The sequence below is a fragment of the Mesorhizobium sp. B3-1-6 genome (assembly GCF_006439555.1).
GTDB lineage: Bacteria > Pseudomonadota > Alphaproteobacteria > Rhizobiales > Rhizobiaceae > Mesorhizobium.
This window is the reverse complement of the sequence record NZ_VFTM01000020.1, coordinates 43,148-63,430: the sequence shown is the minus strand read 5'-3', so window position 1 is coordinate 63,430 and position 20,283 is coordinate 43,148. Positions and strand designations below refer to the sequence as shown.

General features: G+C 63.6%; 16 protein-coding genes and 1 pseudogene. 8 read left to right on the top strand and 9 right to left on the bottom strand.

Annotated elements, in window-relative coordinates; genetic code table 11:
• Positions 1–165 precede the first annotated feature (165 nt).
• Positions 166–1,029, bottom strand: coding sequence for an RNA polymerase factor sigma-32 (locus FJ414_RS18700; protein WP_140645832.1), 864 nt, complete (start codon positions 1,027–1,029; stop codon positions 166–168).
• A gap of 305 nt (positions 1,030–1,334) precedes the next feature.
• On the opposite strand from FJ414_RS18700, the gene FJ414_RS18695 reads away from it, so the two are divergent.
• From FJ414_RS18695 to FJ414_RS18685, 3 genes are all read left to right on the top strand, one after another.
• Positions 1,335–2,108: an amino acid ABC transporter substrate-binding protein gene (locus FJ414_RS18695; protein ID WP_140645831.1), complete on the top strand. Its 774-nt coding sequence runs from the start codon at positions 1,335–1,337 to the stop codon at positions 2,106–2,108.
• A 162-nt stretch (positions 2,109–2,270) separates the two neighbouring features.
• Positions 2,271–2,951, top strand: coding sequence for an ABC transporter permease subunit (locus tag FJ414_RS18690; RefSeq protein WP_140645830.1), 681 nt, complete (start codon positions 2,271–2,273; stop codon positions 2,949–2,951).
• The gene (locus FJ414_RS18685; protein WP_140645829.1) at positions 2,948–3,718 is read left to right on the top strand and encodes an amino acid ABC transporter ATP-binding protein; all 771 of its coding nucleotides are present in this window, start codon (positions 2,948–2,950) and stop codon (positions 3,716–3,718) included. Before FJ414_RS18690 ends, FJ414_RS18685 begins: the two co-directional genes overlap by 4 nt.
• A gap of 298 nt (positions 3,719–4,016) precedes the next feature.
• Here the strand turns inward: FJ414_RS18685 and FJ414_RS18680 are convergent, their stop codons facing one another.
• The 6 genes from FJ414_RS18680 to FJ414_RS18655 form a co-directional block, all read right to left on the bottom strand.
• Positions 4,017–4,598, bottom strand: coding sequence for a CarD family transcriptional regulator (locus tag FJ414_RS18680; RefSeq protein WP_140645828.1), 582 nt, complete (start codon positions 4,596–4,598; stop codon positions 4,017–4,019).
• Between the two features lie 371 nt (positions 4,599–4,969).
• Complete coding sequence (fdxA, locus tag FJ414_RS18675; RefSeq protein WP_140645827.1) at positions 4,970–5,308, bottom strand: ferredoxin FdxA; 339 nt, start codon at positions 5,306–5,308, stop codon at positions 4,970–4,972.
• A gap of 151 nt (positions 5,309–5,459) precedes the next feature.
• Positions 5,460–5,846, bottom strand: a complete 387-nt coding sequence (locus FJ414_RS18670; protein ID WP_140645826.1) for an RNA-binding S4 domain-containing protein — start codon at positions 5,844–5,846, stop codon at positions 5,460–5,462.
• Positions 5,847–5,997: 151 nt separating this feature from the next.
• Positions 5,998–9,561, bottom strand: coding sequence for a helicase-related protein (locus FJ414_RS18665; RefSeq protein WP_140645878.1), 3,564 nt, complete (start codon positions 9,559–9,561; stop codon positions 5,998–6,000).
• A 713-nt stretch (positions 9,562–10,274) separates the two neighbouring features.
• Complete coding sequence (gene phbB, locus FJ414_RS18660; protein WP_140645825.1) at positions 10,275–11,000, bottom strand: acetoacetyl-CoA reductase; 726 nt, start codon at positions 10,998–11,000, stop codon at positions 10,275–10,277.
• 123 nt (positions 11,001–11,123) lie between these two features.
• Positions 11,124–12,308: an acetyl-CoA C-acetyltransferase gene (locus FJ414_RS18655; RefSeq protein ID WP_140645824.1), complete on the bottom strand. Its 1,185-nt coding sequence runs from the start codon at positions 12,306–12,308 to the stop codon at positions 11,124–11,126.
• A gap of 305 nt (positions 12,309–12,613) precedes the next feature.
• Here FJ414_RS18655 and phaR point away from each other — a divergent pair, with 305 nt between their 5' ends.
• Positions 12,614–13,207: a polyhydroxyalkanoate synthesis repressor PhaR gene (gene phaR / locus FJ414_RS18650; protein ID WP_140645823.1), complete on the top strand. Its 594-nt coding sequence runs from the start codon at positions 12,614–12,616 to the stop codon at positions 13,205–13,207.
• A gap of 437 nt (positions 13,208–13,644) precedes the next feature.
• On the opposite strand, the gene FJ414_RS18645 is transcribed toward phaR, so the two are convergent.
• Positions 13,645–14,877 carry an NAD(P)/FAD-dependent oxidoreductase gene (locus FJ414_RS18645; RefSeq protein ID WP_140645822.1) on the bottom strand — a complete coding sequence of 411 codons (1,233 nt, stop codon included), beginning with the start codon at positions 14,875–14,877 and terminating at the stop codon, positions 13,645–13,647.
• Positions 14,878–15,087: 210 nt separating this feature from the next.
• Between FJ414_RS18645 and FJ414_RS18640 the strand changes: the two genes are divergently transcribed.
• Together FJ414_RS18640 and thyA are read left to right on the top strand one after the other, a co-directional pair.
• Positions 15,088–15,807, top strand: a complete 720-nt coding sequence (locus FJ414_RS18640) for a helix-turn-helix domain-containing protein (RefSeq protein WP_140654991.1) — start codon at positions 15,088–15,090, stop codon at positions 15,805–15,807.
• Between the two features lie 71 nt (positions 15,808–15,878).
• Positions 15,879–16,242, top strand: a pseudogene (gene thyA / locus FJ414_RS18635) (thymidylate synthase); the annotation flags it as partial.
• Positions 16,243–16,321: 79 nt separating this feature from the next.
• Here thyA and FJ414_RS18630 read toward each other — a convergent pair.
• Complete coding sequence (locus tag FJ414_RS18630) at positions 16,322–17,467, bottom strand: citrate synthase (protein ID WP_140645820.1); 1,146 nt, start codon at positions 17,465–17,467, stop codon at positions 16,322–16,324.
• Positions 17,468–17,557: 90 nt separating this feature from the next.
• Here FJ414_RS18630 and FJ414_RS18625 point away from each other — a divergent pair, with 90 nt between their 5' ends.
• The gene (locus FJ414_RS18625) at positions 17,558–18,643 is read left to right on the top strand and encodes a citrate synthase/methylcitrate synthase (RefSeq protein ID WP_140645819.1); all 1,086 of its coding nucleotides are present in this window, start codon (positions 17,558–17,560) and stop codon (positions 18,641–18,643) included.
• Between the two features lie 492 nt (positions 18,644–19,135).
• Positions 19,136–20,266, top strand: a complete 1,131-nt coding sequence (locus FJ414_RS18620; protein ID WP_140645818.1) for a patatin-like phospholipase family protein — start codon at positions 19,136–19,138, stop codon at positions 20,264–20,266.
• The last annotated feature ends 17 nt before the right edge of the window (positions 20,267–20,283 follow it).

The window sequence follows — 20,283 nt, the reverse complement described above, 5'->3', positions numbered from 1 at the left end:
ATCCCCATATGTTATGATCTGGAGGCGTCAAAAAAGCCGATTGCGGCGCAGCGGTCTGTTAAAGAGCTCACAATCAATATGCGTTATCGAGGAAAAATCGCCTCGACGGCGAATATATTCTTATTTAATAAATTTCTTATCTTTGATTTTTTAATTACATTAATTTCAGGCCGCTTCCGCCAAAAATTCCGGATTCTGCTTCACAAGGGCCAGCTTCAGCTTTTCCATGGCGCGGGCCTCGATCTGGCGGACGCGTTCCTTGGAGATGCCGAGTTGTTCGCCGAGCGCTTCCAGCGTGGCGCCGTCGTCGCTCAGCCTGCGCTCCTCGATGATGCGAAGCTCGCGGGCGTTGAGCGCGCCGAGCGCGCTCTTCAGCCAGACAGCCCGGCGCTGGATGTCGATCCGATCGCCGACGATCTCGTCGGGGAGCGGGTCTTCGGAGACCAGGAAATCCATCCGCTCGGCGGCGCCGTTCTCGTCGGCCAAAGGCGCGTTGAGCGAACTGTCGGGCGAGGACAGGCGTGAATCCATCATCGCCACGTCGGCTTCCGGAACGCCGAGCGCGGCCGAGACCTCGCGATAGAGCGTGGCATTGGAGAGCGGCTCGGCGCCGTTGGCGAGGCGGGCGCGCAGACGCCGCAGGTTGAAGAATAGCGCCTTCTGCGCCGAACTCGTGCCGCCGCGCACGATCGACCAGTTGCGCAGGATGTAATCCTGCATGGAAGCGCGGATCCACCAGGTGGCATAGGTCGAGAAGCGCACTTCGCGCGCGGGCTCGAAACGGGCGGCAGCCTCGAGCAGGCCGACATGGCCCTCCTGGATAAGGTCGCCGAGCGGCAGGCCGTAGTGGCGGAATTTCGAGGCCATCGAGATGACCAGGCGCATATGGGCGACGGTGATCCTGTGCAACGCGTGCTGGTCGTTCTCTTCCTTCCAGCGCAAGGCGAGGACGTGCTCCTCGTCGCGCTCGAGATAAGGAGCCTTCATTGCCGCCCGGACCAGCGTCCGTCCTGCCGCGTCCTCGATCATGCCGGCTCCTTTTGGTGGTGAGTGAGCTTACAGCGGTTGAAAAGATGCCGCCGCGCCCTACAACAGCCATGCAACGTGTCAGGCGCATCGATGGTTCCGCCGTCCGAGGGGGCAAATATTGCCAGCGGGAACGTTTTGTTATCGGCCCGAAAGAGTCGCTTGGCGGTTATCAGGCAATTTTGAGAATCAGATTTCTGGCAGAGCCGATTTTTGAAATCTGGTTCCTTATTTCGCGGCCTTCTATCTGTCAGTTTCCGGCTCTTACAATCGCGCCGGGGCACCGGTCAAAACGGGATCACAGAAAAATGAAATGGCTCAAATCGCTCCTTGTCGCCGGAACGTTGCAGGTTCTGGCGGTCACGGCCGGGCATGCCGGCGCCAATCTCGACCAGATCAAGCAGGCGGGCGTCATCAAGGTCGGCACCGAAGGCACCTACGCGCCCTTCACCTATCATGACGAATCCAACGCCCTGGTCGGCTTCGATGTCGAGATCGCCAAGGCCATCGCCGACAAGCTCGGCGTCAAGGTCGAGTTCCTCGAAGGCAAGTGGGACGGGCTGATCGCCGGCCTCGACGCCAATCGCTACGACGCCGTCATCAACGAGGTCGGCATCACCGATGCGCGCAAGGCCAAGTACGACTTCTCCGATCCCTACATCGCCTCGAAAGCGGTGCTGATCGTGCGCGGCGACAACACCGACATCAAGACCTTCGCCGACCTCAAGGGCAAGAAGTCGGCGCAGTCGCTGACCTCCAACTTCGGCAAGCTCGCCGAGTCCAATGGCGCCGAGCTCGTCGGCACTGACGGTTTCGACCAGTCGATCCAGCTTCTGCTCACCGGCCGCGCCGACGCCACCATCAACGACAGCCTGTCCTTCCTCGACTTCAAGAAGCACAAGCCGGACGCCAATGTGAAGATCGCCGCGCAGGAAGAGAATGCCGACTATTCCGGCGTAATCGTGCGCAAGGGCGATCCGGAGCTGGTCGCGGCCATCAACAAGGCGCTGGCCGACATCAAGGCCGACGGCACCTACCAGAAGATCGCCGACAAATATTTCGGCCAGGACGTTTCGAAGTAAGGCAATCGTCCTCTGTTCGGAAACCGGCGGGCCGTCAAAGACGGCCCGTTATTCTTTGCACGATATTCATGCGCCGCCGTCTTTGACGGCCCGTCGGCTTTTGCATGATAGTCAGTCCATACGGAGGAACGCGCCGCCGTATCTGGAAGGGAGAAGCGCTCCGTGCCGCACTGGCTGCAATTGATGCTGGAATCGTTGCCGACGCTGTTGTGGGCGGCGCTGATCTTCACCGTGCCGCTGACGCTCCTGTCCTTCGCGCTCGGGCTCATCGCCGGACTGGCGACCGCGCTGATCCGGCTGTTCGGTCCAAAGCCGCTGGTTGCGCTGGTTCGCTTCTATGTCTGGATCTTTCGCGGCACGCCGCTGCTCGTTCAGTTGTTCCTGATCTTCTACGGCCTGCCGTCGGTCGGCATCCTGCTCGATGCCTTTCCCGCCGCGCTTATCGGCTTCACGCTCAACATCGGCGCCTATACGTCGGAGATCATCCGCGCCGTCATCGGCTCGGTGCCGAAAGGCCAATGGGAGGCATCCTACTCGATCGGCATGACCTGGAGCCAGGCGATGCGGCGCACGATCCTGCCGCAAGCCGGCCGCGTCGCGGTGCCGCCGCTTTCCAACACCTTCATCTCGCTGGTCAAGGATACCTCGCTGGCGGCGGCGATCACGGTGCCCGAGATGTTCCAGGCGGCGCAGCGCATCGTGGCCACCACCTATGAGCCGCTGATCCTCTATGTCGAGGCCGCGGCGCTCTATCTCGCATTGAGCTCGGTGCTGTCGGCGCTGCAGGCGCGGCTGGAGGTGCGACTCAACCGCTATGGCGGGTTCCTGGAGGCCAACGCATGATCGGCCTCACCAACATCGAAAAGCGCTTCGGCGACAATCTGGTGCTGAAAGGCGTCACCGTCAGCCTGGACGAGGGCAGCGTGACGGCGCTGGTCGGCCCTTCGGGCGGCGGCAAAAGCACGCTCTTGCGCTGCATCAACCTGTTGGAGATCCCGACGTCCGGCGCTTTGCGCATCGGCGAGGAGAGGCTGGAATTCCATCCGGGCATCAAGGTGCCGGCCAAGGACATCCAGCGCATTCGCCTGCAGACCGGCATGGTGTTCCAGAATTTCCAGCTCTTCCCGCATCGCACCGCGATCGAGAATGTCATGGAAGGGCTGGTGACGGTGCTGAAATGGCCGGAGCCAAGGGCGCGCGAGCGGGCCATGGCGCTGCTCGAAAAGGTCGGCATGGCGCACAAGGCCGATGCCTGGCCGGCGACGCTGTCCGGCGGCCAGCAGCAGCGCGTGGCGATCGCCCGGGCGCTGGCGCCGTCGCCGCGCGTGCTGCTTTGCGACGAGCCGACCTCGGCGCTCGATCCGGAACTGGCGCAGGAAGTGGTCGACGTGCTTGGGCAGCTTGCCCGCGAAGGCACAACCATGGTGATGGCGACGCACGATCTGAGGCTCGCCTCCAAGATCGCGCAGGAGGTCGTCTTTCTCGATGCCGGCTCGATCGTCGAGAAAGGCCCGGCCTCGGTCGTGTTCGACAATCCGGAGCGCGAGCGAACCAAGCGGTTTATCGCTTCGCTGCGGCAGGAAGAAGCGCAGAAGGAGTCTGGCGGCTGAGTCCTTTACCTCCCCTTTTGTGGGGAGATCGGACCGGAGGTCCAGGTAAAGAGCGGGGGCCGCCGCTTCTTCAAGGCTTTGTTTTCATGCATGTCGTTATCGCAAAACCGCTGCACACTTTTGCGCGACATGCATTAAAGCAGGTCGCGTGAAAAAGGATTCACGCGACCTGCTTTAAGTTTTGATTTTAAGCGTGTCTTTGTCCCGAAACCGGGTCCACTTCGGGAGACATGCTTTAAGCCCAAACAAAAAACCCGACGCGAGGCCGGGTTCTTCGTAGTTCAATGAGCGAAAAAGCTCAGGCAGCTTCTTCCTGTTCGGATTCTTCGTTGTCGGCCTTGGCGCCGCGCTTCGGACCCTTGTTGAGGTTGACCTCGATGAGGCGAACCGCCTCGGTCTCCGACATGCGGTTCACCGCGGCGATCTCGCGGGCCATACGGTCGAGCGCGGCTTCATAGAGCTGACGCTCGGAATAGGATTGCTCCGGCTGGTTGTCGGCGCGGTAGAGATCGCGCACCACTTCCGAGATCGAGATCAGGTCGCCGGAATTGATCTTGGCATCATATTCTTGGGCGCGGCGCGACCACATGGTGCGCTTGATGCGGGCGCGGCCCTGCACGACCTTCAGCGCGCGGTCGACATAGTCCTCTTCCGACAGCTTGCGCATGCCGATCGAGGTCGCCTTGGCGACCGGTACCTTGAGCCGCATCTTGTCCTTCTGGAAATCGATGACGAACAGTTCCAGCTTGTGACCCGCAACTTCCTGCTCGTCGATCGCCACGATCTGGCCGACGCCATGCGCCGGATAGACGATGAACTCGCCGGTCTTGAACCCGTGGCGGGCCGCGTTGGACTTCTTCTGCGGGGTGATCGTTGCCATTACGCCCTGAACTCCTTAGTTGTGCAGCCGGCATCATGCCGGCTCGAACCGATGGGGTCGGCGATAGCCGACCATTAGCCGCGCAACAGGATGAACCACCGGAAAAGCAGGGACCGGCATACCGCACGAATGCGACCGCCTGCCCCAGATCGCTCTGGTCCGGATCTAAAAGCTCACCTTTCAGTGATTTGGGGCGTTAGCGCCATAAATCGACGTTGTGTCACCGGCATGTTTCGTTGATGTAACACAAAAAGTCGGAAGAATCAAGGTTTTGCTGCGTTCGCTAACGCCAAACGGGGTCGCTGCCTGTCAAGACAGCAATCGTATCGGTCGCGTTACGTCGCGTCATGCCGGCGTCGCCGGCGCCAGCATCAATCGCCTTCACCGGGCTCCGGCGAGAAATATTTCTCGAACTTCCCGGCCTCGCCATCGAAGGTTTTGGCGTCCGCGGGCGGCTCTTTCTTGGCGGTGATATTGGGCCACTTCTCGGCGTATTCGGAATTGACCTGCAACCATTTGTCGAGGCCGCCCTCGGTGTCCGGCTTGATCGCGTCGGCAGGACATTCGGGCTCGCACACGCCGCAGTCGATGCACTCGTCGGGATGGATGACGAGCATGTTCTCGCCCTCGTAGAAACAGTCGACCGGACAGACCTCGATGCAGTCCATGTATTTGCATTTGATGCAATTGTCGGTCACGACATAGGTCATTGCAGGCTCCGGAACGTCCCGATTTGCTCGGCTTTTTCAGGTTGAGGTAACGCCTTTGCCGGCTGCTTGCAAGGGCAGCGCATTCGGGCACTGCCGGCCCCGGGGAATAGAATTCCAGCGGTCTCGCCGCTGGCGGTCCGGCTGGCCCGATTCAATCTTCTCCGAGCAGGCGGTCGGTCTGCCGCCGCTCGCGTTTGGTCGGGCGCCCGCTGCCCGCCTCGCGCAGACCTGGAATGGCATCCGGAACCGCCTCGCCCTTGGGTGTCGGCGCCGGCGACATGTCCTCGTAAAGCAGCCGCGCCTCGTCGGCCGGACCGCGTCGCGTGCCGCAATTCAGCACCTTCCAGACCAGGATACGGCCCTCGAGCGTGATGGTGAGAACGTCGCCGGGCTTGACCAGATCGGAGGCCTGCGCTGCTTTGTCGCGATTGATGCGGACGCGCCCGGCGACGACGATCTTCGCCGCCAGGGACCGCGATTTCACCGCGCGCGAAAAGAACAGCCATTTGTCGATGCGCTGGCGGCCCTCTCCAACCATCGGCGCTAGCTTTGTTGGAGCGTGATCTTATCCGAAAACCGGTTCCCACTTTTCGCTGGCGCGGTCCTTCGGTTCGGGATCATGCTGGCTCTTTGATGGAGCATGATCTCGCCCGAAAACCGGGTCCCACTTTTCGGGATCATGCTCGAACCTATTTCTTCAGCTGGTCGCGCAAGGCGGCGAGCTTGGCGAAGGGCGAATCCGGATCGAAGCGCTGCGGGCGCTCCTCGCGCGGCTTGCCCTGGAAGGCCGGCTTGCCGCCCTGGGCGTTGCCCTTGCCGTCCTGCCTGTTGCCCTTCCATTCGGGCCGGCCCTCGCGGCGGCCCCCCTCGTGGCGATCCGGCCGCTCGCCTTGCGGCCTGCCTTCGCGCCGTTCGCCACCTTCGCGCCTGTCGCCGGTTTCCGGCCGTGGCTTGAACTTCGAACGGTCGAAGCGCGGCTTGCCGGCGCCGTCGCGCTGCTCGCGGCGGCCTTCCTGGGCGGGGCGATCGCCGGGCTGGCCGGCAGCGGCGCCAGGCTGGCCATCGCGCGCGGGCTGGCCACCACGCGGACGATTGTCGCGACGGTTGTCGTGGCGATGGCGCGGACGCTGATGATCGAAGCGCGCCTGGCGCCACAGAAGGACAGGCTTCGGCTCTTCAGCCTCGGCCGCGGTCTCGGCTTCCGTCGTCATTTCAGTCGATGCGGGGGTCTCGCTCGTGGCCGGGGTTTCGGTCTGCGAGGACTCGGCCTGAGCCGAAGGCTCGCCTTCCTCCGTCACGGCCTCGCCGGCCGGCTCATCGCTTTGCGCTGCCGGTTCGCTTGCCGCTGCGGTTTCCGTAGCTTCCGCGGTCAGTGTCTCCCGTCCGATTGTTTCGTCGACAGGCTCCGCCGCGCTCTCGGCCGGGGTTTCGGTCCGCGAGGACTCGGCCTCAGCCAAGGGCACTCCTTCCTCCGTCACGGCCTCGCCGGCCGGCTCATCGCCTTGCGCCGCCGGTTCGCTTGCCGCCGCGGTTTCCGTGGCTTCCGCGGCCAGAGTTTCCTGTCCGATTGTTTCGTCGACAGGCTCCGCCGCGCTCTCGGCCGGGGTTTCCGCGGCATGGATTTCGGTGCTGTCCGTCTCCGGGCTCTCGCCGGACGTTGCCACGGTGGTGGCCTCGGGGGCGGACGCCTCCGTCGCCTGCGCGGCGCGAGCGGCTTCTTCGGCGGCGAGCTTGGCCGCGGCCGCTTCACGGGCGGCGTCGTCCTGCGCGTCGAGCTTCGCTTTCACCTCGGCGGCCGGCTTCGCCTCGGAGCGATAGCCGAGACCCTTGAGGATCTCCTCCATGTCGTCGGCGGTGGCGCCGAGGATCGACATCATCGGCGGCGTCACCATGAAGGCGTGGCCGTCATAGGCGCCGTCCGGACGCTGGCCGAGGCCAGGCTTCCAGTTGGTCGCCGGGCGGATGAGGTCGGCGAGCCTTTCCAGGATGTCGACGCGCACGGCGCGGCGGCCGAGATTGCGGTAGCCGGCGAGCTTGTAGAAGGTCTTGTCGAAGGCCGGGTCGATGACCACGGAAGTGCGGCCGGAGGCCAGCGCATGCACCACGTCGCCGAAGCCCGGCTTGTCCTTGCCGTCATTCTTCAGCGCCCAGAGCAAGGTCACCAGGCCGGCAGGCGCCGGCTTGATCAGCGCCGGCACGAAGACATGGTAGGCGCCGAAGCGCACGCCGAGGCGGCGAAGTGCCGCGCGGCCTTCCTGGTCGAGAGACTTCATCTCCTCCGCGATGTCGCGGCGATTGATCAGGCCGAAATGCTCGACCAGCTGGAAGGCGATGCCGCGCGCGATGCCGGTGAGTTGGTCGGCATTCTTCAAGTCGACCAGCGGCTTCAAAAGCGACTCGATCTGGAAATTGACGAAACGCTCGGCGCGCGCCGCGACCTTGTCGCGGGCAGGCCCGGTCAGCTGCTCGTCGGCAAGCAGGACCAGGCGCGGCTTCAGCGCCTCGTCGCCGGCGACCAGCGTACCGATCGGCGCGCCGATCCAGCGCAGGACGCCGTCCGAGCCCAAAGCCAGGTCGCCATTGGCGCAAGCGGCAAAGCGTTCGGCGCGCGCCTCGAACTCGGCCGCGAGCGCCTTCTGGGCGGCGGTGCGCACCGCCTTGGCGTCCTCGCCGCCGGCGCTCTGGTCGGCGGTGAAGCGGAACCCCTGCAGCTCGCCGACATGATGGCCTTCGACGAGGACGGTTCCGGTAGGGCTGATTTCGGCTTCAGGCATGGTATTTTCTCTAAGGCGCCGCATGAGGACGGAAGTCCTGCGGTCTACGAAGCGTTTCGTCAACCGCTCATGCAGCGCATCCGACAATCTGTCTTCGATTTCGCGCGTCTTTTCCTGCCAGTGTAGCTGATCGGCCAGCCAGCCGGGGCGGTTGGAGACGAAAGTCCAGGTGCGGATCTGCGCGATCCGGTGCGAGAGCGTGTCGATATCGCCGTCCGTCGTGTCGGCGCGCCGCACCTGCTCGGCCATGTAATTCTCATCGACATGGCCGTGACGCGCAAGGTCCATATAGATCGAGGCGACGAGGTCGGCATGATGGGCCGGCGCGATCTTGCGGTAGTCCGGCAGGGCGCAGGCTTCCCACAGCAGCGCCACGCGCTCCTTGCCGGTGGCCAAAGCGCGGATGTCGCCATCGCGCGACAGATGCTCCAGCGCCTGCGCGTCCACGGCCGGCAGCGCGCGGGTCAGCCCTTCGACCGGCGCATTGGCCTCGATCGAGCGTTTCAGCGCATCGAGGCTGGAAAAGTCGAAATCGGCGGTGCGCCACTGCAGCACCTTCACCGGGTCGAAGTCGTGTCCCTCGATCTTGGCGACCAGATCCTCGTCGAACGGATCGACCTGGCCGGTGACGCCGAACGTGCCGTCGCGCAGGTGCCGGCCGGCACGACCGGCGATCTGGCCAAGCTCGGCGGCGGTCAGGTTGCGGTATTGGTAACCGTCGAATTTGCGGTTCTGGGCGAAGGCGACATGGTCGAGGTCGAGGTTCAGTCCCATGCCGATGGCGTCGGTGGCGATGAGATAGTCGACATCGCCGGACTGGAAGATCTCCACCTGCGCGTTGCGGGTGCGCGGCGAGAGCGCGCCGAGGACGACGGCCGCGCCGCCCTGCTGGCGGCGGATCAGCTCGGCGATGGCGTAGACCTCGTCGGCGGAGAAAGCGACGATAGCGGTGCGCCGCGGCAGCCGGGTGAGCTTCTTCGAGCCGGCATAGGCGAGATGCGAAAGCCGTGGTCGCGTCACCACGGATACGCCCTTAAGCAGTTTCTGCAGGATGCCGTGCATGGTGGCGGCGCCGAGAAGCAGCGTCTCCTGGCGGCCGCGCAGATGCAGGATGCGGTCGGTGAAGATATGGCCGCGTTCGAGATCGCCGGCGAGCTGCACTTCGTCGATGGCGACGAAGGCGGCGTCGGTTTCGCGCGGCATCGCCTCGACGGTGCAGACCGAATATTTCGCCCCGGCAGGCACGATCTTCTCCTCGCCGGTGATCAGCGCCACCTTGTGGGCGCCGACCTTCTCGCAGACCCGGGCATAGACTTCGCGGGCGAGCAGCCTGAGCGGCAGGCCGATGACGCCGGTCTCATGCGCAACCATGCGCTCGATGGCGAGATGGGTCTTGCCGGTGTTGGTGGGGCCCAGCACGGCCGTCACGTCGCGGCCCGAAAGGATCAGCGGCTGGGAGTGTTTCGGCTGGATGTTCATCGGCTCGGAAATAAGGTTTCTGCCGCTTGTAGTCTGAAGCACGGCGGTGCCGCCGCGTGTGACAGGCGACACATAGGGACTTCGGGCGCGAAGCGAAAGCGGAATGTTCCTTTGGGGAGGGGCAGAGCGGGCCGGGGTGGCCAAAATCGGTCGTTGTTAACGGCTGGAACGAGTCTGGAACGAATCAGCGACGAATCGCTGACTCGCTCTGATTCAGGTTTTGTTCACGGCTACATGTGGGTTTTTTGACGGTGAGTCTCACCACATGCTGAATCGCTGAATTGGCCCGATTCCTGCGTGGCCCCGTCGGGCCGAGACCGTCGTTAACTTTTGCCGGGCAACGGTCGCGGTCGACTTGAGCCTTGTCCTCAAAGTTATGAAATTGTTGATTTTTCTTAATCGCTTTTAACGAGTTCGGTGACGTTTGCGCCGTCCGCCGTTAACTTTCCGGCCAAAGCCAGAACGAATCGGCGACGAATCAGCGATCCGGGTATTTTCCCGGTTTGTTCACCCCTAGATATGGTGTTATCCACAGCTTACCCACCGAGAATTCACAGCTTGTTGGCGGAGTTGCGCACAAAGGGGGCTGCTGCCGTTAACCTTTGCGTGCCGAATTGAGGCAAGGTGTCGCGCCGAGCTTGTCGACGGGGCAAAAGGCGGCTCCGACGTCGGGGCCGCCTCAGCGCAAAAAGGGTATCAGGCGAAGTTGGGGATCAGGCGAAGTACTGGCCGCCATTGGCGGTGATGGTCGAGCCGGTGATGAAGCCGGCCTCGTCGGACGCCAGGAAGACGACGCAGCGCGCGATCTCTTCCGGCTCGCCGAGGCGGCCAACCGGGATCTGCGGGATGATGCGCTCGGTGAGCACCTTTTCGTCGATCGCCTTGACCATTTCGGTCGCGATATAGCCGGGGCAGATGACGTTGACGGTGATGCCCGCGCGCGCACCTTCTTGGGCAAGAGCCTTACTGAAGCCGATATCGCCGGCCTTGGCGGCCGAGTAGTTGACCTGGCCGGCCTGGCCCTTCTGGCCGTTGATGGAGGAAATGGTGATGACGCGGCCGAACTTGCGGTCGCGCATGCCGCTCCACAGAGGATGCGTCATGTTGAAGACGCCGGAGAGGTTGGTGTCGATGACTTCCTTCCACTGCGCGGGCGTCATCTTGTGGAACATGGCGTCGCGGGTGATGCCGGCATTGTTGACCAGCACCCCGACCGGGCCGAGATCGGCTTCGATCTGCTTGATGCCCGCGGCGCAGGCCTCGTAGTCGGCAACGGACCATTTGTAGACCGGGATGCCGGTCTCGGCCTTGAATTTCTGGGCCGCCTCGTCATTGCCGGCATAGTTGGCGGCGACCGAATAACCGGCGGTTTTCAAGGCGACCGATATCGCTGCGCCTATGCCGCGCGATCCGCCCGTGACGATTGCTACCTTGCTCATGTGGTCCTCCCTTTAAAATCGTCTGAGCGAATAGAGAGTAGCGAATAGCGAGTAGGGTCCGATGTCCCGCCGCGCGACGCTTCTTCTTCCCTATTCGCTACTCCCGTTCGCTACTCGCTGAACTCACAGCGCTTCTACGCACATCGCCACGCCCATGCCGCCGCCGATGCACAGCGTGGCGAGGCCCTTCCTGGCGCCGCGGCGGCGCATCTCGTGGACCAGCGTGTTGAAGACGCGGGCGCCCGAAGCGCCGATCGGATGGCCGATGGCGATGGCGCCGCCATTGACGTTGACGATCGAGGGATCCCAGCCCATGCCCTTGTTGACGGCGCAGGCCTGCGCGGCGAAGGCCTCGTTGGCCTCGACGAGATCGAGGTCCTTGACCGACCAGCCGGCCTTCTCCAGCGCCCGCTTCGAGGCAGGGATCGGCCCCGTGCCCATGATCGCCGGATCGACGCCGGCGGTCGCCCAGGAGGCGATGCGCACCAGCGGGGTGATGCCGCGCCGGGCAGCCTCGGCCTCGGTCATCAGCAGCGCGCCGGCGGCGCCGTCATTGATGCCGGAGGCGTTGGCGGCGGTGACCGTGCCGTCCTTGTCGAAAGCGGGCTTCAGCTTGGTCATGGCGTCGAGCGTCGCGCCATGGCGGATGTACTCGTCCTGGTCGACTGTTGTGTCGCCCTTCTTGCCCTTGATGGTGAAGGCGACGATCTCGTCCTTGAACCTGCCGGCCTTCTGCGCGGCCTCGGCCTTGTTCTGCGAGGCCAAGGCGAACTCGTCCTGGGTTTCGCGGGTGATCTGGAACTGGCGGGCGACGTTCTCGGCGGTGTTGCCCATATGATAGCCGTTGAAGGCATCCCAAAGGCCGTCCTTTATCATGGTGTCGATCATCTTGTAGTCGCCCATCTTGACGCCGGCGCGCAGGTGCTCGGCGTGCGGCGACATCGACATCGATTCCTGGCCGCCGGCGACGATCACCTTGGCGTCGCCGGTGGCGATCTGCTGCATGCCGAGCGCGATGGCGCGCAGGCCCGAGCCGCAAACCTGGTTGAGGCCCCAAGCGGTGGTCTCCTTCGGCAGGCCGGCATTGATCGAGGCCTGGCGAGCCGGGTTCTGCCCTTGCGCGGCGGTCAGCACCTGGCCGAGGATGACTTCGTCGACTTCCGCCGCCTCGACATTCGCCCGCGCCAGCAGCTCCCTGATGACGACGGCGCCGAGCTCATGCGCGGGCGTGGCGGCGAAACTGCCGTTGAAGGAGCCGACCGCGGTGCGGGCGGCGCTGGCGACAACGATGGAATTGGAAGCGGACATTTTCTTCTCCAGACTTCGAGGTGTCGTATTTTCGAGATCGCTTTAGGACTTTCTTGCCCGTTCGAAACCCTGAGTCAAACCGGAAATGGGCATGACCGCCATGTGCGGCAAGCAGAGCGCGCGCCAGTCGCGGTAACGTGACGTTGGCCATGCGGCGGATTTTGCAATGGCTGTGCAGCATTAATTGATGCCGCAGTGCACAAACCGCTTGGAATTGTGACGCTTTTGCGCGTATCTTGGTTAAAGGGCGCAATCGTTACCGGCCGCTTACTCCTAGAGGTGCCGGTGTCCTGGGGAGGATACGGATGGCCGCAAAAGACGACCCGATCGTCATCAAGAAGTATGCCAATCGCCGGCTCTACAATACCGGCACAAGCACCTATGTGACGCTCGAGGACTTGGCCGAGATGGTCAAGAAGGGCGAGGAGTTCACGGTCCAGGATGCAAAGACCGGCGATGACATCACCCACCCGGTGCTGACGCAGATCATCTTCGAGCTGGAGAACAAGGAAGGGCAGAACATGCTGCCGATCCCGTTCCTGCGCCAGCTCATCTCCTTCTACGGCGATCAGATGCAGATGATCGTGCCGAGCTTCCTCGAACAGTCGATGATCGCCTTCTCCAAGGAGCAGGAGCGGTTTCGCGAGCAGCTCAAGGGTGCCTTCGGCAAGACGCCGATCGACATGATGAAGACGCCGATGAAGGCGCTCGAGGAACAGACGCGACGCAATGTCGAGATGTTCCAGAACGCCATGCGCATGTTCACGCCGTTCCCGCCCGCCGGCGGCAATTCGGCAGCACCGGCCGAGCCGCCGAAGAAGGAAGAAAAGGGCGACGATCTGCAGGAATTGAAGGCGCAGATTGCGGCCATGCAGCGCAAGCTGGACACGATGTCCTGACGGGTGGTGGCTGTCGTTGATGGTCGTCACTGCGCCTGGGATTAGCCGAACCGACCCATCCCTTCGTCATCCTCGGACAGGTTTTGACCGAGACCGACACTTACTTACGGTGGAAGTTTGAGGCCGAACAGTTCCAGTGTCGCTTATGGTGCCGATTTGAAGAAGACCGAGGCCGCCGAAAGGCGGCTTTTGGCGTTTCGCGACAGATTAGGCTGTCGAGGCTGCGGACGAGAAGCGCTCCAGCTCCTGCACCGCCTGACCGGCCTTCAACCGCCTCGGACGGTTGAAGGCCGGTTCAAGGCCGCCCCAAAGTCCCACCCTCGAAACTCCCGGCCCGGCCGAGCAACAAAGCTCCGAGAAGCGCGTCCTCACCGATTGTGGGCCGTCTACCCTCCTGAATTCGATTCGGATAGGTGACCTCTTCACCCGTCACCGGATCACGTCCGAGCTAATATTTGGCCGACAAATCGACGCGCCTCGTCTTCAATGGCCATAACGGTGCCCGACCGGCGCGTAGACGCAAAATCGAGCCCGGCAAAATAGATTCCGGGAATCGGGGCAACGCCGTCTTCGTGAACCGGCTGGCCTCGCTTGTCGAGAACACCGGGTACATCGATCCAACTGAAATCGCCCTGGAAGCCGGTGCACCAGACAATCGCTGAAATGTTCCGCTCTACGAGATCGAGCGACAGAATGGGGCGCTGGGGTAGGCGCGGAGCGACTGCCTCCGCCTCCTCCTCAACGGGTGTGGGGGCATCGAGACCGCTGCGTTCGATAAACTCATCGATACGTTTTTTGAATTGCGCGGAAATCTCGTCGCCGAACCGAATATTCCCAACAAGGTCGTCGGCGAAGACAGGCTGGCCGTTCTCCACGCCGAGAAATCGTCCGAGCAGCATGACGCCTTGGGCGCTGAGAGATTGCAGACTTATCGTGTGCAAAGCGCCAATCAGGGGCCTGCTGGCAACGCGACCGGAGGGATCGACGAAATCCTTGCGCGGCGCATCGACCAATCCGGTCTTCACCATCCATACGACAATGTCGCGCCCGCGATAGCAGCGCGGCAGGCGGCCAATATGGCCCGTCGCAAGATAGGTCTCCCTGCCTGCCAGAATCAAATCTTCGGCGATTTGACTGCCAGACTGCGCACTGCCGATGACAAGGATAGCTCCGGCGGGAAGGTCGTCGGCATTACGGTAGTCAGAGGCATCGAGCTGTACTGGGCCATCCGTCAACGCGAAGGCGGAAACTGGTCGACGCGGACGGTTCAAGCTGCCGCTGGCGACAACCACGTTTTTCGCCCGCCACGTCTGCTCCGGCGTCACAATGTGAAAGAGCCCGTCACTCGATTTCAGTTTTGTGACCGAGATGCCGTTACGAACCGGGAGTTGGTAGCGCCGCGTATAGTCTTCAAGGAGAGTCGCAAACTCTATATGCGTCATAAACCCTTCTGGGTCCGGGCCATCGTAACGATCGCCAGGCATCACGCTGTACATGTTGGGCAGATTGAAGTGGAACGAGTCCCAACGCTGGGTCCGCCAAGTTTCGCCGATTCGCCCGCGTTCAAGGACGCAATGCCGCATATCGGATTGGGCAAGCATATAACTGACGCCGAGGCCGGCCCATCCAGCGCCCACAACCACGGCATCCAGAACACCCATTTCGCTCATGGCCGTCCCCAATGGCCGTTGTTCATCTCGTCACCATCCTTCCGACAGCCCCTCGCACGCGCTGGGCGCGCGGTAACCGACCGCGGGGGCCAGCCCGCGATGCGCGGCGACCTGTCTCCTGCTTGGACGAGCTTGCCCCGACGCCTTGCACTCGAATACTCCACAAAGTGTAGTATTCTGCGTTGGCGCGCTGACAGAAGGAGCGGGCCATTGAGAAGTTACGGGCAGTTCTGTCCCATTTCCAAAGCCGCCGAGATATTCTGCGAGCGCTGGACGCCATTGATCCTGCGCGACCTCGGTAAGGGCGTTTCGCGCTTCTCTGAACTTCAACGCGGTGTTGCGCGGGCGTCTCCGACCCTCCTTTCCAAGCGCCTCAAACAACTGGAGGCGGAGGGACTTGTTGAGCGGCGCCTACCGGAATCAGGGCGCGGTTGGACTTACCACCTCACGGCGCCGGGCCAAGATCTGATGCCGCTGGTGCACGCGCTCGGCGTCTGGGGTCAACGGTGGTCTCGCCGAGAGCTAATGGATCATGAACTCGATGCTGGTCTGCTTCTCTGGGCAATTGAAAGGGGCGCGCATCCGGATGCCTTCGGAGCACGGCGTTCGGTCGTGAAGCTTACGTTCCGCGAGCGACCGGCTCGCTGGCGCCACTACTGGTTTGTCGGCGAGAATGGCGCGACGCAGCTCTGCATCACTGATCCTGCGTTTGATGTCGATCTCTACCTAACCACGACCTTGCGCGACATGATCTACGTTTGGCGCGGTGATCTTCCACTTCACGCCGCGCTCAGCCAAAGCAGGATCGAAGCGATCGGCAGCGCCCGAGCAAGATCGGCCCTGCCACGTTGGCTTGCCAGGTCCAAGTTTGCCGACGTGAAGTCCGAGCGAGTAGAGAGGCGTGTCGCAAAGAGTCCCAAGGCGGCCTAAGCAGCATTGCGTTGGCGGGCCAAGGCGTTTTGCACTTTGTCGATGCGATGATCTCGGGCAAAGCCTCCAATATGGCGATGCCGCCCTGCCATTGCCTGTTCCAGTTCCATGTCTCGGAGGGCCGGCTCTCCTGCCAGCTTTACCAACGCTCGGCCGATATCTTCCTCGGCGTGCCGTTCAACATCGCTTCCTATGCCTTGCTCACCATGATGGTGGCGCAGGTGACCGGGCTGAAGCCCGGCGATTTCGTCCACACGCTCGGCGATGCGCATCTTTATTCGAACCATTTCGAGCAGATGCTGCGTACGCCCCAAGGCCTTGCCGACGATGTGGATCAATCCGGAGGTGAAAGACCTCTTTGCCTTCCGCTTCGAGGATTTCCGCCTCGAGAACTATTTCGCGGATGCGAGCATCAAGGCGCCGATCGCCGTCTAGAGTCCCCGATAGCGCGGCAGCCACACGCTCCGCCCCAGGATGACGATCTCAAACGCGTTCCGGCTGATCTCCAAGGTCATCATCCCGCGCCAATTGGTCCGTCATAGCGGGCGCGGGGCCTGATCAGCCTGTTGCTTGTCACCTGCTCGACGGCATGCGCAGTCCAGCCGACACTGCGGCCGAGCGCGAACAGGCGGAACGGGGCGTCGGCGGGCAGGCGCAGGCCGCGCGTCATCGCGGCCAGCGCGAAATCGATGTTCGGATGCAGCCCGGTCGCGGCAAGAACCGCCTTGCGCAGTTGCAACAGGCCGTCATCGATCCTGAAATCGGAAAACAGCCCCTCGGCGCGCGGATCGCCTTCGGGGTAGAGCGGGTGGCCGAAGCCCGGCAGCGGCCGGTCGTGGGCGAGCCAGCGGGCGATCGCCTCGTCAGGACCCAGCCGCTCGGCGTCCTCGACCAGCGCCATCGCCGCCACGCCCGCGCCGCCATGGCGCGGGCCGCTCAGCGTCGCGAGACCGGCGAGCAGGCAGGCGGCGACCGGCGCGCCGGTGGAAGCCGCGACGCGGGCGGCGAAGGTCGAGGCGTTGAGCTCGTGATCGGCGAGCAGCACCAGCGCCTTGCGGATGAGTTTTGCCCCGGCGGCGTCCACCGACCAGCCCTGCGCCAACCTGTCATGCACCGGCTCCGATCCCGGCGTCGCGCCGAGCGCGGTGGCCAGCGCGCTGGTGGCGGCGGCGCCGTCCTGCTGCAGCATGGCCGGCCTGCGGCCGAGCGAAGGCCAGCCTTCGGCAGCCAGCGCCGAAAGCCTGGCAAATGCCGTTGGCGTGCCGCTTTGCCGGGCAGCCGAAGGGGTCAGCGAAGCGAACGACACCGGACGGTCGGAAGCCCACACGAGTTCGGCGGTCTCCTCGAGCGTCGCCGTCGCCGAAAGCTCCACCGCGTCCCTGCCGCGATAGACGAGGCGGCCATGCAGCACCGTCGAGATGGAGGTGGCGATCGCCGGCTCGCCCCAGGCGATGGCGCTTTCGGCGATCGCCCGCGGGCTCCTTCCGCGGTCGCGGCGCGTGGCGAGCACGGCGATGTCGTCGGCGCGGTACTGGCTGCGGCGCGGGTCGGCGTCGTCCGGTTTCATGCCGATGCGGCCGCGGCTGACATAGGCATAAAGCGTCTGCGGCCGGACGTTCAGCCGCTCCAGCGCTTGCTCCCGCGACAGCCATTCCGTCATTTTGCCGCCTTATGTTGATTATCTTGATCAAGATTGATGCATTGATTGCGCAGCATTAATTGCAATGCACAAAAGGTCAAGGAGGCGATCATGGCGAATGGGCTCGATGATGTTGTGGCGGCCGACACGGTGCTTTCCGATGTCGACGGTGTAGGCGGGCACCTGACCATCCGCGGTCATTCGCTGATGGAGCTCGCCGGCCGCTGGCGCTACGCGCAGGTGGTCCGGTTGTTGTTCGACGGCTTCTTCGACGACCTTCCCAGCGATGCCGAACTGGCGAAGGCGATCGGCAAGGCGCGGGTGGAAGTATTTGATCGTGTGAAACCGATGCTTGCGCAGCTGGCGCCGCTCGATGTCTATAGCGGCATGCGGGCCGGCATGGCCGTCCTGCCAGACGGTGACGGGCTTGCCGACGCGCTGCGGCTGATCGCGGCACCGGCGGTGCTGACGCCGGCGCTGCTGCGCCTTGGCCGGGGCGAGACGCCGATCGCTCCCGACGAAAAAGCCGATCATGCCGGCGACATGCTGCGGATGCTTGCCGGCACCGCATCGCCGGCGCGTGCCAAGGCGCTGGACAGCTATCTGGTGACGGTCTGCGACCACGGCCTCAATGCATCGACCTTCGCGACCCGCGTGGTGGCCTCGACGCAGGCCGGCCTGACCTCGGCGATCCTGGCCGGGCTCGGCGCGCTGAAAGGGCCGCTGCATGGCGGCGCGCCCGGGCCGGTGATCGAGATGCTGGATGCCATCGAGGCGAGCGGCGACGCCACCGCATGGCTGCGCAACGAGATCGCGCATGGCCGGCGCATCATGGGTTTCGGCCACCGCATTTATCGTGTGCGCGATCCGCGCGCCGACGCGCTGAAGGCCGTCGTGCGGCAGCTCGGTTCCCGCAACGAGACCGGCAGCCGGCTGGCCTTCGCCGAGACGGTGGAGCAGGCGGCGCTCGAAGTGCTCAGGATCGCCAAGCCGCAACGCTCGATCCAGACCAATGTCGAGTTCTACACCGCGCTTCTCCTGGAAGCGGTAGGCTTCCCGGAAGAGGCATTCTCCAACGTCTTTGCCGCCGGCCGCGTTGCCGGCTGGATCGCTCACGCCCGCGAACAGCAGGCGACCGGACGGCTCATTAGGCCGCAGTCGCGCTATGTCGGGCCGGTGCCGGATCTCGTCGCCTGAGGGTAGTTCCTCGCCCCACTTCGTCTACGGCATGCACACATTTCCAAGCGGCTGGCCTTTGGCGATAGCGTGTATGGCAGCTTGGCGCATGCATTGGCTAATGTAGCGCTGATCGACCCCCACTCCGTCTCGGCTTCGCCGAGCCACCTCTCCCCCGATCGACGGGGTAGAGGAAAGGCGCCAAGCTTTTTGCCGTCAATGCTCGTCCAGCAACGCTCCCTTCCTTTCCCTCCGGAGGGGGGAAAGGTGGCGCTGCGAAGCAGCGACGGATTGGGGGAACCACGTGGCAATCAAGCCTCAGGTCTGATCAGTCACGCCAGTCACAGCATGCTGTAGCCCACTTCGTGGGGCGAGGAAAATCCATGATCACGCTTGTGTGTTCGTGTTCTTGCCTTGGTCCGCCCTTATATGCTGCACTGCAACATAGGCTGACTGCACCGGCTCCGTCCAAATGACGCAGCGGTAGGCCGGCGCATCGAGACAAGGAACGCCATGGCGAAGAACGGCAAGGCGGAGGAAAAGAAGAAGATCAACATTGCCCTCCAGGGCGGCGGCTCGCACGGCGCCTTTTCCTGGGGCGTGCTCGACCGGCTGCTGGAGGATGGGCGGCTGGAGATCGCGGCGGTGTCCGGCACCAGCGCCGGCGCCATGAACGCGGTGGCGCTGGCCGACGGGTTTGTCCGGGGCGGCGTGGAAGGCGCGCGAAAAAAGCTCGACGATTTCTGGCGGGCGGTGGCCTCGAAGGGCCGTTTCAGCCCGGTGCAGCGCATGCCCTGGGACGTGGTCTGGGGCAACTGGTCGATCGAGAACACACCCGGCTATGTCTTCTTCGACACGATGTCGCGGGTGTTCTCGCCCTATGTCGCCAATCCGCTCGGCCTCAACCCGCTACGCGATGTGGTCGAGAAGGAGATCGACTTCGACAACGTGCGCGCCTGCAAGTCGATGGAACTGTTCATCTCGGCGACCAATGTCGAAACCGGGCAACTGCGCGTCTTCTCCGACGGCGAGATCGACCTCGACACGGTGATGGCCTCGGCCTGCCTGCCGCAGCTGTTCCAGGCGGTCGAGATCAAGGGCGTGCCCTATTGGGATGGCGGCTATGGCGGCAATCCGGCGCTCTATCCGTTCTTCAAGACGGCGGCGACCGAGGACGTGCTCCTGGTGCAGATCAATCCTGTGGTGCGCGAAGGCACGCCGAAGAGCGCCAACGAGATCCAGAACCGCATCGACGAGATCACCTTCAACGCCGGGCTGCTGCGCGAATTCCGCTCGATCGCCTTCGTCAAGGAACTGATCGCGGCCGGGCGCCTGCCGCATGGCGAATATCGCGACATCCGCATGCACCGCATCGATGCCGACGAGGCCTTCAAGGACCTGTCCGCCTCATCCAAGGTCAATGCCGAATGGGCTTTCATCGCCTATCTGCGCGACCTCGGCCGCAGCGCCGCCAGCGACTGGCTGGAAGAAAATTACGACGCCGTCGGCCAGCGGGCCACGCTCGATCTCTCGGGCGAACTCGACGATGGCTTCAAGCCGCTGCGCGGCCCGGCGCCGGGCCGTCGCGTCAAGGAATTCCTCGCCGCGCGCATCAAGCCGGAATCCGCGCGGCGCCGCGCCTGATTGCCCAGGTCGTGAGC